Origin of the sequence: Cupriavidus gilardii (assembly GCF_013347325.1) — a bacterium.
In the GTDB taxonomy this organism is placed as follows: domain Bacteria; phylum Pseudomonadota; class Gammaproteobacteria; order Burkholderiales; family Burkholderiaceae; genus Cupriavidus; species Cupriavidus gilardii.
On sequence record NZ_CP054624.1, the window covers coordinates 1,157,657 to 1,171,788 of the forward strand.

Annotated in this window: 11 protein-coding genes and 1 pseudogene; 4 read left to right on the top strand and 8 right to left on the bottom strand. The window is 67.3% G+C overall.

What is annotated here, in order from left to right; all coding sequences use genetic code 11:
- Positions 1-7: 7 nt before the first annotated feature.
- The 6 genes from FOB47_RS05440 to FOB47_RS05465 form a co-directional block, all read right to left on the bottom strand.
- Entirely contained in the window at positions 8-2,293 is a 2,286-nt protein-coding gene (locus FOB47_RS05440; protein WP_244959153.1) for a xanthine dehydrogenase family protein molybdopterin-binding subunit, read from the bottom strand.
- Positions 2,294-2,325: 32 nt separating this feature from the next.
- On the bottom strand, positions 2,326-2,796 hold the full coding sequence (locus FOB47_RS05445) for a (2Fe-2S)-binding protein (RefSeq protein ID WP_053823936.1): 471 nt from the start codon (positions 2,794-2,796) through the stop codon (positions 2,326-2,328).
- A gap of 414 nt (positions 2,797-3,210) precedes the next feature.
- Entirely contained in the window at positions 3,211-3,672 is a 462-nt protein-coding gene (locus FOB47_RS05450) for a RidA family protein (RefSeq protein WP_082371743.1), read from the bottom strand.
- A gap of 32 nt (positions 3,673-3,704) precedes the next feature.
- A complete protein-coding gene (locus tag FOB47_RS05455) occupies positions 3,705-5,156 on the bottom strand; it encodes an aminotransferase class V-fold PLP-dependent enzyme (RefSeq protein ID WP_053823935.1) in 1,452 nt (483 codons plus the stop codon).
- A 304-nt stretch (positions 5,157-5,460) separates the two neighbouring features.
- Positions 5,461-6,132 (bottom strand): response regulator, encoded by a 672-nt coding sequence (locus FOB47_RS05460; protein WP_174780215.1) that lies wholly within the window; start codon positions 6,130-6,132, stop codon positions 5,461-5,463.
- Entirely contained in the window at positions 6,098-7,651 is a 1,554-nt protein-coding gene (locus tag FOB47_RS05465; protein ID WP_244959154.1) for a cache domain-containing protein, read from the bottom strand. Before FOB47_RS05465 ends, FOB47_RS05460 begins: the two co-directional genes overlap by 35 nt.
- A gap of 746 nt (positions 7,652-8,397) precedes the next feature.
- On the opposite strand from FOB47_RS05465, the gene FOB47_RS05470 reads away from it, so the two are divergent.
- The gene (locus FOB47_RS05470; protein WP_053824623.1) at positions 8,398-9,063 is read left to right on the top strand and encodes a response regulator transcription factor; all 666 of its coding nucleotides are present in this window, start codon (positions 8,398-8,400) and stop codon (positions 9,061-9,063) included.
- 536 nt (positions 9,064-9,599) lie between these two features.
- Positions 9,600-10,358 (top strand): annotated as a pseudogene (locus FOB47_RS26100) (sensor histidine kinase); the annotation flags it as partial.
- A gap of 117 nt (positions 10,359-10,475) precedes the next feature.
- Here FOB47_RS26100 and FOB47_RS26105 read toward each other — a convergent pair.
- Complete coding sequence (locus FOB47_RS26105) at positions 10,476-11,273, bottom strand: MipA/OmpV family protein (protein WP_244959156.1); 798 nt, start codon at positions 11,271-11,273, stop codon at positions 10,476-10,478.
- Positions 11,274-11,694: 421 nt separating this feature from the next.
- Between FOB47_RS26105 and FOB47_RS05480 the strand changes: the two genes are divergently transcribed.
- Positions 11,695-12,954 carry a phosphatidylserine decarboxylase family protein gene (locus tag FOB47_RS05480; RefSeq protein WP_174780217.1) on the top strand — a complete coding sequence of 420 codons (1,260 nt, stop codon included), beginning with the start codon at positions 11,695-11,697 and terminating at the stop codon, positions 12,952-12,954.
- Here the strand turns inward: FOB47_RS05480 and FOB47_RS05485 are convergent.
- The gene (locus tag FOB47_RS05485) at positions 12,926-13,147 is read right to left on the bottom strand and encodes a hypothetical protein (RefSeq protein WP_174780218.1); all 222 of its coding nucleotides are present in this window, start codon (positions 13,145-13,147) and stop codon (positions 12,926-12,928) included. The two genes, FOB47_RS05480 and FOB47_RS05485, sit on opposite strands and share 29 nt — an antisense overlap.
- A 282-nt stretch (positions 13,148-13,429) precedes the next feature.
- Between FOB47_RS05485 and FOB47_RS05490 the strand changes: the two genes are divergently transcribed.
- Positions 13,430-14,104 carry a heavy metal response regulator transcription factor gene (locus tag FOB47_RS05490; protein WP_006576095.1) on the top strand — a complete coding sequence of 225 codons (675 nt, stop codon included), beginning with the start codon at positions 13,430-13,432 and terminating at the stop codon, positions 14,102-14,104.
- Positions 14,105-14,132: the final 28 nt, after the last annotated feature.

Genomic DNA, 14,132 nt, shown 5'->3' on the forward strand with positions numbered 1-14,132 from the left:
GCCCGTGCTAGGCGACCGTGCGCACAGGCAACGAACGGATCCGCTTGCCCGTTGCGGCAAAGATCGCGTTGCACAGCGCCGGTGCGACCGGCGGCACCGGCGGCTCGCCGACGCCGCCCGGCGGCACGTCGTGGCTGCCGTTGACCAGGTGCGTGCGAATCGTCCGCGGCGACGCGTGGTGGCGCAGTACCTCGTAGTCGTGGAAGTTGCTTTGCTTGACCCGCCCCTTCTCGAAGGTGATCTCGCTGGACAGCGCCAGGCTCAGCCCCATGATCGCGCCGCCTTCGAGCTGCGAACGGATGCGTTCCGGGTTGATCTGCGGGCCGCAGTCCATCGCCATGTCCACCGCGACGACCTGCACCTCGCCCTTGTCGTTGACGGCGACCTCGACGACCGCGGCCGTATAGCTCATGAAGCTGTAGCAGAAGGCCAGGCCCAGGCCATGCCCGCGCGGCAGCTTGCGGCCCCAGCGCGCGCCGCGCGTGGCGGCCTCGATCACGTCGCGCAGCCTGCCCGTGTCATACGGATAGCGCTCCGGCGATTCGGTGTAGTTCCAGCTATCCGCCATCGTGCGCGGATCGATCTTGCGGGCCGGGCCGATCAGGTCCAGCGCGAACTGCTTGTGATCCTTGCCGGCGCGATGAGCCAGCTCGGCGATGAAGCACTGTGCCGCGAACGCATGCGGGATATTGGACACCGAGCGGAACCAGCCGATGCGCGCGTGGGCCTCGACTTCCGCGGTTTCGACACGCACGTTCGGAATCCGGTACGGCATGTTGATGGCCGACATCCCCAGTTCGAACGGCTGCTGGCCCTTGGCCCCGGCCGTAAACAGCGAGCCGATGGTCGGCGCGGCGCTGCGGTGCAGCCAGGTCTGCGGGCGCCCGTCCTTGCCGACGACCGCCTCGAGGCGCTCCACCGACACGGTGTGCAGGTAGTCGTGATGGATGTCGTCCTCGCGTGTCCATACCAGCTTGACCGGCGTGCCGGGCATGGCTTGGGCCACGACCGCGGCCTCGTCGACGAAGTCGGGCTTGGACTTGCGGCCGAAGCCGCCGCCCAGCAGCACCACGTTGACGCGCACGTCCTTGGGCTCGAGCTTGAGCCGCTTGGCGACGGCGGTCTGGGCGGCCACCGGATTCTGGACCGACGTCCATACCTCGGCGGTCTTGCCGCTGACGCGCACCGTCGCCACCGGCGGTTCCATCGAAGCATGGGCCAGGTGAGGCAGGTAGTACTCGGCCGCGTAGCGCTCGCTCTCGGCGCTCTTGTTCCAGGCAGCCGGCGCATCGCCCTCGTTGCGTACCACCTTGCCCGGTTGCCGCGCCGCGGCTTCCAGCGTACGGCGATAGGCGACCGAGTCGTAAGCGGCATTGGGGCCGTCGTCCCACTCGATCTCGAGCGCGGCACGGCCCTGCATCGCGGCCCAGGTATTGCGCGCCACCACGGCGACGCCGCCCAGCGGCTGGAAGGCGGGGGCGCCGGCAAACGGCGGTATCTCGACGACCTTGAGCACGCCCGGTACGGCCAGCGCCTTGTCGGCGCGAACCGCACGCACCTTGCCGCCGACCACCGGCGGCCGGGCGACCACGGCATAGACCATACCGGGCAGGCGCACGTCCATGCCATAGGTGGCCTGGCCCTTGCCGATCGCTTCCAGATCGACCAGGCGCACGCGGTCCTTGCCGATATAGCGGAACTGGTCGGGGGTCTTGAGCTTGAGCGTGCCTTGCGCGGGGACCGGCTGCTTCGCGGCGTCGGCGGCAAGCTCGCCATAGGACAGGCGCCGGCCCGTCGGCAGGTGGACCACCTCATGCCGTTGCGCGCGGACCTCGCCGACCGGCACCGACCAGCGCGCCGCGGCGGCGGCCTCCAGCATCTGCCGCGCCGCCGCACCGACACGCCGCATCGGCATCAGGAAATGCCGCACGCTGCGCGAACCGTCGACGTTCTGGTTGCCGTAGCGCGTTTCGTTGGCCTCGGCCTGGACCACCTTGACGCGGTCCCAGTTCGCCTCCATCTCGTCGGCGACGACCATCGGCAGGCTGGTCCGCACGCCAGTGCCCATCTCGGCGCGATGCGCGACGATGGTCACCGTGCCATCGGCGCCGATCGAGACGAATACCAGCGGATCGGACACCGTGCCGCCGGGCATCGAATCCGCGCCATATTTCTTCGGCGCGTCGTCATCGGCGCGGGCCAGGCCGATGATGCCATTGGCGCCGACCGCCAGCGCCAGCGTGCCGAGCGCAGTGCCTTGCAGGAAGCCGCGGCGCGAGAGGTCCGGGGTCATGGCCGGGGTCATGGTCGAGTCGTTTGCGCGCATTACTTGCCCCCCTTGGCCAGTTCGCCGGCCGCCTGCTTGATCGCCGCACGGATCCGAGGGTAGGTGCCGCAGCGACAGATGTTGCCGCTCATCGCTTCGTCGATCTGGCGCTCGTTCGGCGCCGGTGTGGCCTTCAGCAGGCTGACCGCCGACATGATCTGGCCGGCCTGGCAATAGCCGCACTGGGCCACGTTGTTCTCTACCCAGGCTTTCTGCACGACGCGGCCGACGCGATCGGATTCCACGCCTTCGATCGTTGTGATGGCGTGCCCGTCCGCGGCGGAGACCGCGGTAATGCAGGCGCGAATCGGCGAGCCGTCCATATGCACCGTGCAGGCGCCGCACAGTGCCATGCCGCAGCCGAATTTGGTGCCGGTCATGCCGAGCTCGTCGCGCAATACCCATAGCAGCGGGGTATCGCCCGGAACGTCGATTTCCTTGATCTGGCCATTGAGTTGGAGGCGTGCCATGGCGGAATAGAGGTCGGTGGGGTAGTGTTCGGGAGTTGTTATCCGAGCGCGGGCCGCTGCGGCATGCACGCCGATTGCGCGCCGAATTGCGCTCCGGCGCAATGATATTCGCTAATGCCGTTTCTCGCAGCGTGCGCAATCGGCAAGCACTGATGCGTCGGCTCGCCGGACTACTTCGAGGCGCACGGCGTGCAATGCGATGGCGGCCCATGGCCCCCAAGTTTCCGGTGCTGTTCGCCTGCTATCCGAACCGGCGCAATGCGTCGAAGGCGCTGACGCTGGTGATCGAGGCGATCCGGTGGCGGGATCGAGGCGGGAGTGGACGCCGCGGGCGGCGCGAGCGGCAACGGGGAAAGCGGGGCCGGCCGACGCCGTGCCCCGCTGTCCTTGCCGCGTGGCGGGCCTTGGGCCCGCTCAGGGCTTCACCGCAATCGCCCCGATCTCGACCGCCACATCGCGCGGCAGCCTGGCCACCTGCACCGTCGCGCGCGCCGGCGTGACGCCGGTGAAGTAGGTCCCGTAGACCTCGTTCATCTTGGCGAAGTCGTTCAGGTCCTTCATGTAGACCGTGGTCGAGACGACGTTGGCCATCGTCATCCCGTCGGCCGCCAGCACGGCCTTCAGGTTGTCGAGCACCAGCCGGGTCTGCGCCTCGATTGGCGCGTCCTTCATCAATTCTCCGGTCTTCGGATGAATCGGGATCTGCCCGGCGAGATACAGCACATTGCCGGCGCGGACCGCCTGCGAATAGGGCCCGATGGCCTTGGGCGCATCGGGCGACGAGACGGCGCGCAGGGCGCCGCCTTGCTGGGCGCAGGCGGACAGCGATGCCGCGCCGCAAAGCGCGGCGGCAATCAAAGCGATCGATCGTTTCATGGGCTGACTCTTGTTGGAAAGGGGAAGGTCGGTTATGCCATGGCGCCGGACAGATTCCACATCGATTCCACCAGCCGGTCGATGTCGTTCGCGTCGTGCCACAGGTGCGTCGAGATGCGGATGCCGTAGTGCTGCGCGGGCGCGCCGATGACTTCGAAGTTGACCGAGCGGATCACGAAGCCCGGCGAGAAGTCGCTCAGCATGCGGTTGACGAACGTGGTGGCCTTCTGCTGGTTCATCACGTCGTCGCGATTGCGGAACGGATTGAAGCAGGTCAGCGCCGACACCAGCTTCGGGTCGTCCTTCGGCGAGTACAGCGAATCGATACCCCAGCGCTCGACGATCTTTTCCTTCAGGTAGGCCGACAGCGTCAGATCGTAGGTCTCGATCTTCTTCCTGCCGATCGAATCCCACATTTCGCAGGCCCGTGCCAGCGCACGGAACATCGGCACATGCAGGCTGCCGCAGGAGGTCACCGTGGCGGCGATATCGTACGCGCCGCGCGGCTGCTGCCTGGCGTAGGAACTGGTATGGATCGGGAACCAGTCGGGCAGCGGCAGCGGGTTCGATGCGCGCATCTTGTTGCGGATGACCAGGATGCCGGTCGAGCCGGGGCCGCACTGCCACTTGTGTCCGGCGCCGGACATGAAGTCCATGCCGAGCGCGCCGTAGTCGTACGCCATCATGCCGGGCAGGTGCGCGCCATCGACAATGCTGATCAGGCCATGCGCCTTGACCACCTCCATCAGATCGGCGATCGGCAGCATGGTGCCGGTCTTGTAGGTCGGCGATGACCACATCATCGCGCGCACTCGCTTGCCCTGGCCCTTCAGCGCCCGGATCCGTTCGTCGAACAGCTGCACATAGGTGCTGGCGCTCTGGCGATTGCCGGTCGGCACCTGGATCATCGACACTTCGATGCCATAGCGGTCCACCGCGATATTGAGCGGCGTCAGACCGCCGCCGTGTTCGTGGTTGGTGGTCACCACCACATCGCCCGGTTCCCACTTGATGCCGAGAATCGCATGGCACATGCCCGACGAGGTGTTGGCCGAGAAGGCCAGCTCGTCGCGATCGACGCCGAAGCCCTTGGCCACGGCCTCGCGCAGGTCCGCGAGGTTGCCATATCCGCTCGAGGAATCGGCCGCCTTGGCGAAGTTTTCCTGCTCGAACGTATCGAGCACGACCTGCGGCATCGAGCCGCCGGTGCCGATGTTCATGTAGACCTTCTCGGGCTTGAGCACGAACATGCCCTGCACCTGCGCCCAGAACGCTTCGTCCTGCGTCAGCCGCGAGCGCAGGTCCGATGCCTGCGCCGATGCGTCGTCGGAGCAGGCGCCGATCAGCGGCCCCAGCGCCAGCGAGCCGGCGCCGTAGGCCAGCATCCGAAGAAATTCACGGCGCTTCGGCGTCCACGTCGCCAGGTCCTCCGCCTGCCATTGCGTCGCGACTGCCGGTCTCTGCGTTTGCTTCAGCTCGTCCATGGTGCTCTCCCGTTTCGGTCCAACGATCTCGGTCCAACGATCGGCGCATCGCGTATTCGAACACTCGAACATTCGAACATTCGAACATTCGAACGCATGGCGCCTGTCCGAAAAAAGTCTATGCAAACTGCGGTCCCGGCATCAGGACGACTTTCCCCTACGCAGTAATACCGAGAGCACGGTGTTCATGCACGCAGAAGGGCAATGCGCAAGCGAGGCGCGCTTGCGACGTGCGCCCGGGCAGTGCGCTCGCGCGGCGCGGCGGCACCATCGCGGGGATGGCGCCCCAGCAGAGGGATGACGGTCAGCAGTCCGCCGCGAGTGCCTCGTCGGCCAATCCGACCGCATGCAGATCGGAGAAGTGAACCGCGTACTTGACGAGCTCCGCGCGTCCGCCGACCTGCAGCTTGCGACGGACATGCAGGCGATGTGTCTCCACCGTCCGCACCGAGGTGCCGAGCCGCTCGGCGATTTCCTTGTTGGAATAGCCCTCGGCCACGAGCTTCAGCACCGTGGCTTCCTTGGGCGTCAGCGTCCGCCGCGATGACGGGGGCGGCTCGTCGGTCCGCAGATACGCCTGCAGTTCGGTATTGAGATAGGTGCCGCCCGCGGCGACCGTGCGGATCGCGGTCACCAGCTCGTGTGCCGGCGCTTCCTTCAGGACATAGGCCGCGATGCCGAGCGCGAAGGCGCGGCGCACATACTCCGGATCCTTGTGCATCGACAGCGCGACGACGCGGATCGACGGAAACCGCTCGGCAAACCGCGTGGCGAGCTGCAGGCCGTTGGCGTCCGGCATGTGAATGTCCGATACAACCAGATCGGGACGCCGCTGCTCGGCCACCGCGATGGCGTCCTCCACGTTGGACGCCTCGCCGACCACCGTCATTTCGCCGGTGGCCTCCAGACGCAGGCGGACGCCGTCCAGCACGAACGGATGGTCATCGACGAGCAGCACACGCAGGTTCGAGGTCATGCAGCAGGGCTCCTTGCAGGGGGACGGTGGCCGGAACGTCGGGCCGGCTGTCGGCGCGGATGTCGGCGCGGCTGTCGGCGCGGCTGTCGGTCTCGGGCTCGGGCGCGCGCAGCGCCAGCCGTACCTCGACGCGCGTGCCGTCGGGCCCGGTATGGATGGCGAAGCCGCTGCCTTCCAGGCTTTCGATGCGCTCGCGCATATTGCGCAGGCCGATGCCGCGCTGGCGGTCGGCACGCACCTTTTTCAGATCGAAACCGCGGCCGTTGTCCTCGATCGTCAGCTCGACATGGCGCTCGCTTCCGGTAAGTGCGATCTGCACCCAGCCGGCATGGGCGTGGGACAGCGCATTGTTCAGCGCCTCCTGTGCAACGCGGAACAGCGCCGTGGCCTGGGCCTCGGACAGCGCCGGTATCGCACCGTGCTCCGCGAAGCGCAGGTCGACGGGACACTGCGGCCGCAACTGTTCGACCAGCATGCGCAGCGCGGCGGCCAGACCCAGGTCGCTCAGCAGCGCCGGATGCAGGCCGTGCGACACGCGGCGGATCTCGACCAGGGCCTCCTGCAGACGGCCCAGGCCCTGCGCCAGCAGTTCCTGCGGCGCGTGGCGGCGTGCGGGCGGCGCGGCGGACGTCCGGTCCGATCCCTGTTCCTGCTCGAGGCGGACCTGTGCGGTCTCCAGCAGGTACTTGGACGACACCAGCACCTGCACCACGCCGTCGTGCAGCTCGCGCGCGACGCGGGCGCGTTCCTCCTCCTGCGAGCTGACCACGCGCCGAGCCAGCCGGCGCAGCTTCTCGCCGGAGATTCGCGAGTTGTGCAGATTCAGGGCAAGGCCGCCCAGGCTGATCAGCATGATGGAGCCGAGCGCGAAGGCGCTGATCCGGATCTGCGTATCGCGCAGCGTGCGGGCGGCATTGGCGTCGAAGGCCGCCAGCTCCCGCTCGATGTCGTCCATATAGAGGCCGGCGCCGAGGATCCAGCCCCACTGGTCGGCGGCACGGACATAGGACATCTTGGGCGCTTCGGTGCGCGAGGAGGGCTTGATCCAGTTGTATCGAACAATGCCGCCGCCGGCGCGCGCCTTGTTGATCAGCATCATCGCCTGGTCGCTGCCGGTATCGGCCGGATCGCAGAAATCGACGCCGTCGATTCCCATGCTGCCCGGGTTCAGCAGCACATTGCCGAGGCGGTCGTAGACGAAGAAGTAGCCGTCGTTGCCGAAGTGCATGCGGGACAGGGCGGCCAGCGCCTGCTGCTGCAGGTCCGCCTCCTCGCCGCTGCCGTGGGCGATGCGGACCAGCGTGGCATGCCCGAGTTCGACGTAGTGGCGCAGCTCCTTTTCCTTGCTGGCCACATAGACGGCCTGCACCTGCTGGCGGTCCTGCCGCGAATGGCTGACCATCTGGTACGAGACAGCCCAGGTCACCAGCACGAAAACCACCAGCATCAGGGCCGCGAACAGCGCGACCGTCCGCATGCGGATCGTCAGGCTTTGCACACGTGGGGGCAAATGGATCATCGAGGGGGCGCCCAAGAGCCGGTCGTATTCGGATTCGGCAAGCCGTGTGGATGGCCGCCGACGAAACACCGAGGCGGCGCCGAGCAAATGCCGACGCCGCCGAACAAATCGATTCCTCCCAGTTCGATTTTTCGAATCGGCCCGCTGCGCGAATTCAGTGTCCACGCCTTGTCAGGCTGATTCTCGACCCCTCGCGCCGATCGACGAAGCAGGACTGTTCGGTCGATTGGCATGACGAAAGCTATGACGTTTTGTGGCAAAAGGCAAGCCGCTGGCCAGTACCGGCCAGGCCTTGCCGCACAAGCGAATGCGCGGCCCGCAAGGGATCGCGCGTCGATCCGAAATGTCAATGCGGGTAGGCACGAAGAACAATGCAGACATGCGGGTCAAAGGGGGGGGGCACGCGCAGGCCGGAGACCGCCGTGCTATATCCTGACGCCGCGTTCGGTGCCGCTGAAGGGGCCGCAGTTCAAGCAGCTGGTGTCGCTGCCGCTCGCCAGCCCGATCCTGAACAACGGCCGCATCCACGTGATCACGCGGGCCGGCTGCTGTCGCCGGTGGCCGACAGGCTGCTGCGGCATGTGGTCAAGGCCTTCCCGGTGATCCGAGGCCCAGGCCGCGGGGAACGAATGTTGCTCCCGCTGCAACGATCTTCCGTCTTAATCAACGCTTAATGTCGCGCTGGCATCCTCCCGTGCCCGCGGCTCTCCATTCCACTCTGGATACGCTTTCCGATGACAAGCGCCATCGATTTGCTGCTGGTCGAAGACGATGCCATGCTGGCCGAGGTCATTTGCGATGGCGCCCGGCAGAACGGCTGGCGGATCGACCATGCGGATTGCGCCGCCGCGGCCCGCGCCGCGCTGGTCGACCATGCCTATTCGGCGGTCCTGCTCGATATCGGCCTGCCGGGCGAGTCCGGGCTGACCGTGCTGCGGGCCATGCGCGCTGGCTACGACGTCACGCCGGTGCTGATGCTGACGGCGCGCGGCCAGCTGAGCGAGCGGATCGAAGGGCTGGATGCCGGCGCCGACGACTATCTGGTCAAGCCATTCCAGGTCGACGAGTTATGGGCGCGCGTGCGCGCGGTGATCCGGCGCAGCCAGGGCCGGGTGGTTCCCGTTTTCAGCTGGGGGGACATCGAGCTCGATCGCAGCCGCCGCGTGGTCACCCGGGCGGGCGCCCGGGTTCCGCTGAGCGCGCAGGAGTACCGGACACTGCTGGCGCTGCTGGAGCGCCCGGGCCGCGTCATCACGCGGGAACACCTGGAGCGCGTGGTATACGGCAATGCCAGCGCGATCGAGAGCAATACCATCGCGGTGTTCATCCATCAGTTGCGCCGCAAGCTGGGCGAGGGCTTGATCACCACGGTGCACGGCCATGGCTACATGATCGGGGAGTCCGGCGCATGAGGTCGCTGCAGGGGCGGCTGCTCGCCGTGATGGTCGGCGTCATCGTGCTGTGCTGGGTCGTGTCGCTGGCGGCGCTGATGGTGTATCTGCAGCACAGCCGCTCCAGTATCTGGGACGACAAGCTGCAGGCCTTCGCCGCCCGCATCGTCCGCGCGCTGCCGGCCAACAAGAAGGCGTTCAATCTGGTCGGGCCGGGGCGCGAGGTCCGCGACGACGACGGTTCGCCCGAGTTCGATCTGGTGATCCAGATCTGGTCGCAGCGCAAGCTGCTGACCGTGCAGAGCCCGCGGCCGCGTGCCCAGGCCAGTTCGCCGGCGGCCGCGCTGAAGCCGGACTTCGTCGACGGGTTTGCCACGCGTGTCATCGACGGCGAACGCTGGCGCGTCTATGCCATCTCCGACAGCACCGGCACCATGCAGGCACAGGTGGGGATTCCGCATGCCATCATCGACGCCGAGGTACGCGAGGCCACGATGCACGCGCTGATTGCCAACAGCGTGCTGCTGGCGCTGGTCGGCGTGCTGTTGTGGCACACGATGCGCCGATCGCTGAAGCCGGTCGCGGTGCTGGAGCGGCTGGTGCGCGATCGCACGACGTTCGACCTGACACCGCTCCCATCGACGTCCTTGCCGACCGAATTGCAGCCGCTGGTGCAGTCGTTCAACCGCGTGCTGGCGCAGCTCGATCAGGCGGTGGAGAGCGAGCGGCGTTTCATCGGAGACGCGGCGCATGAACTGCGCACGCCGTTGTCCGCGCTGCAGGCTCAGGTGGAGGTCGCCATGCGCGCCCCCAGCGGGAAGGAGAAGGACACCGCGCTGGAAAAGCTGCTGGCCACGGCCAAGCGGACGACGCGGCTGGCGGAACAATTGCTCGATCTGGCCCGCCTCAATGCCTGTGGCCAGGCGCCGCACGAACCCGCCGACCTCGGCAATCTGGTACTGCATGTCGCCAGCGAGTTCGAGGTGCAGGCCGAACTGCAGGCGCGCCAGCTGTCGGTGGAGACCGGGGGCGGGTGCATCGCCTGCAATGTCGACGAGATCGGCATCCTGCTGCGCAATCTCGTCGACAACGCGCTGCGGTATACGCCGCCGGGCGGCCGGATCCATGTCGCCTGCGGGACTGCGAATGGCGGCGCAGGCGGTGCCGTCTATCTGGAGGTCGCCGACGACGGGCCGGGCGTGCCCGCCGCCGAACGGCAGGCGATCTTCCGGCGCTTTCACCGCGCCAGCGGCAATCGGGTCCGCGGCAGCGGCATCGGCCTGTCGCTGGTCGCCACCATTGCGCAATCGCACGGGGCGCGCATCGAGACGGGCCCCGGCCTGGACGGCCGGGGCTTTCGCGTACGGGTCGTCTTCTCGCCGGCCGAGCCGATGCCGCCATCGGCATTGCCTGCGGTGTCGTTCCCCGGCGGCTCAGAACCGGTACAGGTAGCCCACCTGCACGGTGGTCGTGTTGGAGCGGTCGACGATCGGGCTGTCCTTGATTCCCGAACCCAGCCGCGTGGCGCTGACGTCCAGGAACAGCCCGTGATGGCGCGCCAGGCGGTAATCCACGCGCAAGCCCGCGGTGAAGTTGACGGTTGAATCGCCCTGATATTGGGGCCGGCCGATCCGCGCCTCCGATGCCCTGACGCCGTAGTAGTAGTCGACGTTCTGGCTGCTGAGCCATTGCGCCGAGACATGCGGCGTCAGCCGGAAGTTCCCGTACTGGAAGCCGCGGCTGACCTGCAGCGTGGCCCGGTTGCCATCGGCCGAGCCGAGCCATTCGGCCGAGACATTGCCGATGGGGTTGTGCCAGATCGCCGCACCGCCGAACCACAGCCTGGCGTTGCGGTCGGCCATGCCTTCCAGCGCTCCAGAGTCCGAGGCCTCATAGCCGTCGCTCAGGCCGTAGCGCGTGCGCAGCCGGAACGAGACCGGGCCCAGCGAAGGCAGCTTCAGGTCCGCAGTGAGGCCGAACACGTGGACCCACCGGTTCTCGTACGACAGCACCGGAATCACGCTGTAGTCGGTGCCGATATCGCGATAGGGCTTGCGCCGGGCGGCGGCGCCGACACCGAGGCCCCACTGCGATTCGCCGGGCTGCAGCGCGGCATCGGCAACCTGCGCCCAGCCCTGTGGCGTCCACAGGCTGGCCAGCAAGGCAATGGCCGCCACGGCGGCCGGATAGCGAATGGGTGTCGCGCGGCGACGAGATCTGGTTCGGTTCATTCTGGATGGGTAAGGCGAGGGTGGATCGGGAGGTCAGCAGGGCGGGCGATCGGCTGCGCCTGCTCCACGCGGGCACGCGCAAGCGCCAGTGCCCGGCACCGCAGGCACAGGCATGGGCCGTCGATGGCGGACGCAGGCGAGCCAGCCGGCGCCGCGGGTGCAGTCGTGGCGGAGCGGGGAGGAAGCATGGGAATCGGCACGGGACACCTTGCTGTTGCCGGGGCCGCCAAGGGCTGGCGTCCCACGGTGCGAATCGTGCCGATGCGGGTTTAAGAAGTTATTAGCGACGGCATCGCTGCCCGGCAGGCACCGCCGATGTCAGACGCGCACCGATGACACGCGCGGGTCCGGCTGCGCATACTGGTCGGCATCACCATGATCTTGCCCGCGGAATATGAATCGACCGCGGCGATGCGACGCCATGCCATCAAGGAACGCGCCTTCTTCCCCTGCCAGCGAGCGCAAGCGCCTCGGCAGCTGGCTTCCCGCCGACGAGTCCGCCGTGGCCGAATTCAGGCTGCGGCTTTGCCGGCAGGCCAGCGAGCACGCAAGCAGCAGTGGTCCCCGCTCAGAAGCGGTAGCTGCGCTGCATACCTTGTTGCGCGACGACGCTACGCTGCGGATGGGCCTGACGCGAGCGATCGGCGAGGCGACCGATGCGGGCTACGCGCTCGGATATCGCGACATCGACGAGCTGATGCTGGTGGTCGACTATCTGATGTCGTACGCGCCGCCGTTCAGCGACAGCAGCCTGGTGGTGTGCCCGCTCAATGCCGTGTTCGACTGGCCGATGTGCATGCCGTCGGGCTACGCGGTGTTCCGGCATCCGGTGTTCAACAAGCAGATCCGGCGCGTGCTGACGGCGTGGTCGGCGTTCCTCAGCGGGCCGCACTCGCGGGCGCACCTGAATACCGGATCGCCCGATGGCTGGTTCAGTGCCGAGGCGGACGCCAAGATCGGGCTCTCCCAATTCGTTACGCATCGCGAGCTACCGTACTGGGGCTTCCTGTCCTGGAATGACTTCTTCACGCGGCGTTTCCGCGACGGCGTCAGACCGGTCGAAGGCGCCGACGACGGCAAGATCGTCGTCAGCCCATGCGAGGCAAAGCCGTACGCGCTGCGCCGCGATGTCAAGCTGGTGGACGACTTCTGGATCAAGTCGCAGCCGTATTCGCTGCGCGACATGGTTGGCGCGCACGAGGAAGACCTGGCGCGCCGCTTCGTCGGCGGCACGGTCTACCAGGCCTTCCTCAACGCCTACAGCTATCACCGCTGGCACGCGCCCGTCGGCGGCACCATCGTCAAGGCGTACAACCTGGCCGGCACCTACTACTCGTGCGCCGAGGCGCAGGGCCCCGATCCCGAGGGCCTGAACGATTCGCAGGGCTATACCAGCGCGATGGCCGCCCGCGCGGTGATCGTCGTCGAGGCCGACGACCCAGCCGTCGGGCAGATCGCCTGCGTGTTCATCGGCATGGGCGAGGTGTCGTCATGCAGGGTCGAGGTGGTGCCGGGCCAGCGGGTCAGCAAGGGCGAGGAACTCGGCTGCTTCCAATACGGCGGATCGACGATCTGCATGCTGTTCGAGCCGGGCAAGGTCGACGAGATCGTCTGGGACCCGACGCGCATCCACGATCCGCCGATCGTCAAGGTCAACGCGCATCTGGCGACGGCGCGGTAGCGGCGCCGTCGGTAAACACATCGCGCGTTCCCGCGCGCGCGCCGTCGGTGAACGGATCGACGCGGCCCTGATGGGCACCATCCAGATAGACGTTGCGTGCGCGGATATCGGCGGCGCTGCCCGCGCTCGCAAAGGCGGGCAGTGCGGCCAGGGCCAGCGTGGTGGTGAGCAGGGCGTGCTTGAGCATCTTCATCGTCAGCGTTCTCCGAAAGGGTTGGCCGGTTGCGACCGGTGAAGACAGTCTAGGGAGCGCTCCGCCACCACAGCATGACGGCGACATGACAATGCTGTCATGCGCGTCGGAGATGCCATCGGCGATGCGATCCCGGCGTGGACCCCGGCCATCGGGTCGACGGTTGTCACCGGCCGCTGCAGTCTGACGACGACATGACAAATTTGTCATGTTCGGCCGTGAGCGCCAGGATTGCGGTACCGTTACCGTCTTGCCGGCGGTCCGGCGATTCGTTGAATGTCGATGCGTGTATTGATTGTCGAGGATGAACCGAAGGCGGGGGCCTATCTGCACAAGGGCCTGACCGAGTCCGGCTTCGTCGTGGACCTTGCCCGCGATGGCGTCGATGGCCTGTCGCACGCCCGCGCGCACCCCTACGACCTGATCGTGCTGGACGTGATGCTGCCGGGCATGGACGGCTGGCAGATGCTGCGGGAGCTGCGGCGCGACCAGGACACGCCGGTGCTGTTCCTGACCGCCCGCGACGATCTGGCCGACCGGCTCAAGGGGCTCGAGCTCGGCGCCGACGACTACATCATCAAGCCGTTCGCCTTTGCCGAGCTGGTCGCCCGGATCCGCACGATCCTGCGCCGCGGCCCCGTGCGCGAGAACGAGTGGATCGAGGTGGCGGACCTGCGCATCGATGCCGTTCGCCGGCGCGTCACGCGTTCGGGACAAAAGATCGAGCTGACCTCCAAGGAGTTTGCGCTGCTGCATCTGCTGGCGCGCCGGCGCGGCGAGGTGCTGTCGCGCTCGCTGATCGCCTCGCAGGTGTGGGACATGAACTTCGACAGCAACACGAACGTCGTCGACGTATCGATCCGGCGGCTGCGCGCCAAGGTCGACGATCCGTTCCCGGCCAAGCTGATCCACACGCGGCGCGGCATGGGCTACGTGCTGGACGATATCGCGCGGTAGCAACATGGTCGCCATCGCGAAGTCGCTG

Excerpts from the sequence above, each read along its gene's own strand:
- FOB47_RS05440 (WP_244959153.1), bottom strand. The coding sequence starts at position 2,293 with ATGACCCCGGACCTCTCGCGCCGCGGCTTCCTGCAAGGCACTGCGCTC.
- FOB47_RS05445 (WP_053823936.1), bottom strand. The coding sequence starts at position 2,796 with ATGGCACGCCTCCAACTCAATGGCCAGATCAAGGAAATCGACGTTCCG.
- FOB47_RS05450 (WP_082371743.1), bottom strand. The coding sequence starts at position 3,672 with ATGAAACGATCGATCGCTTTGATTGCCGCCGCGCTTTGCGGCGCGGCA.
- FOB47_RS05455 (WP_053823935.1), bottom strand. The coding sequence starts at position 5,156 with ATGGACGAGCTGAAGCAAACGCAGAGACCGGCAGTCGCGACGCAATGG.
- FOB47_RS05460 (WP_174780215.1), bottom strand. The coding sequence starts at position 6,132 with ATGACCTCGAACCTGCGTGTGCTGCTCGTCGATGACCATCCGTTCGTG.
- FOB47_RS05465 (WP_244959154.1), bottom strand. The coding sequence starts at position 7,651 with ATGATCCATTTGCCCCCACGTGTGCAAAGCCTGACGATCCGCATGCGG.
- FOB47_RS26105 (WP_244959156.1), bottom strand. The coding sequence starts at position 11,273 with ATGAACCGAACCAGATCTCGTCGCCGCGCGACACCCATTCGCTATCCG.
- FOB47_RS05480 (WP_174780217.1), top strand. The coding sequence starts at position 11,695 with ATGCCATCAAGGAACGCGCCTTCTTCCCCTGCCAGCGAGCGCAAGCGC.
- FOB47_RS05485 (WP_174780218.1), bottom strand. The coding sequence starts at position 13,147 with ATGAAGATGCTCAAGCACGCCCTGCTCACCACCACGCTGGCCCTGGCC.
- FOB47_RS05490 (WP_006576095.1), top strand. The coding sequence starts at position 13,430 with ATGCGTGTATTGATTGTCGAGGATGAACCGAAGGCGGGGGCCTATCTG.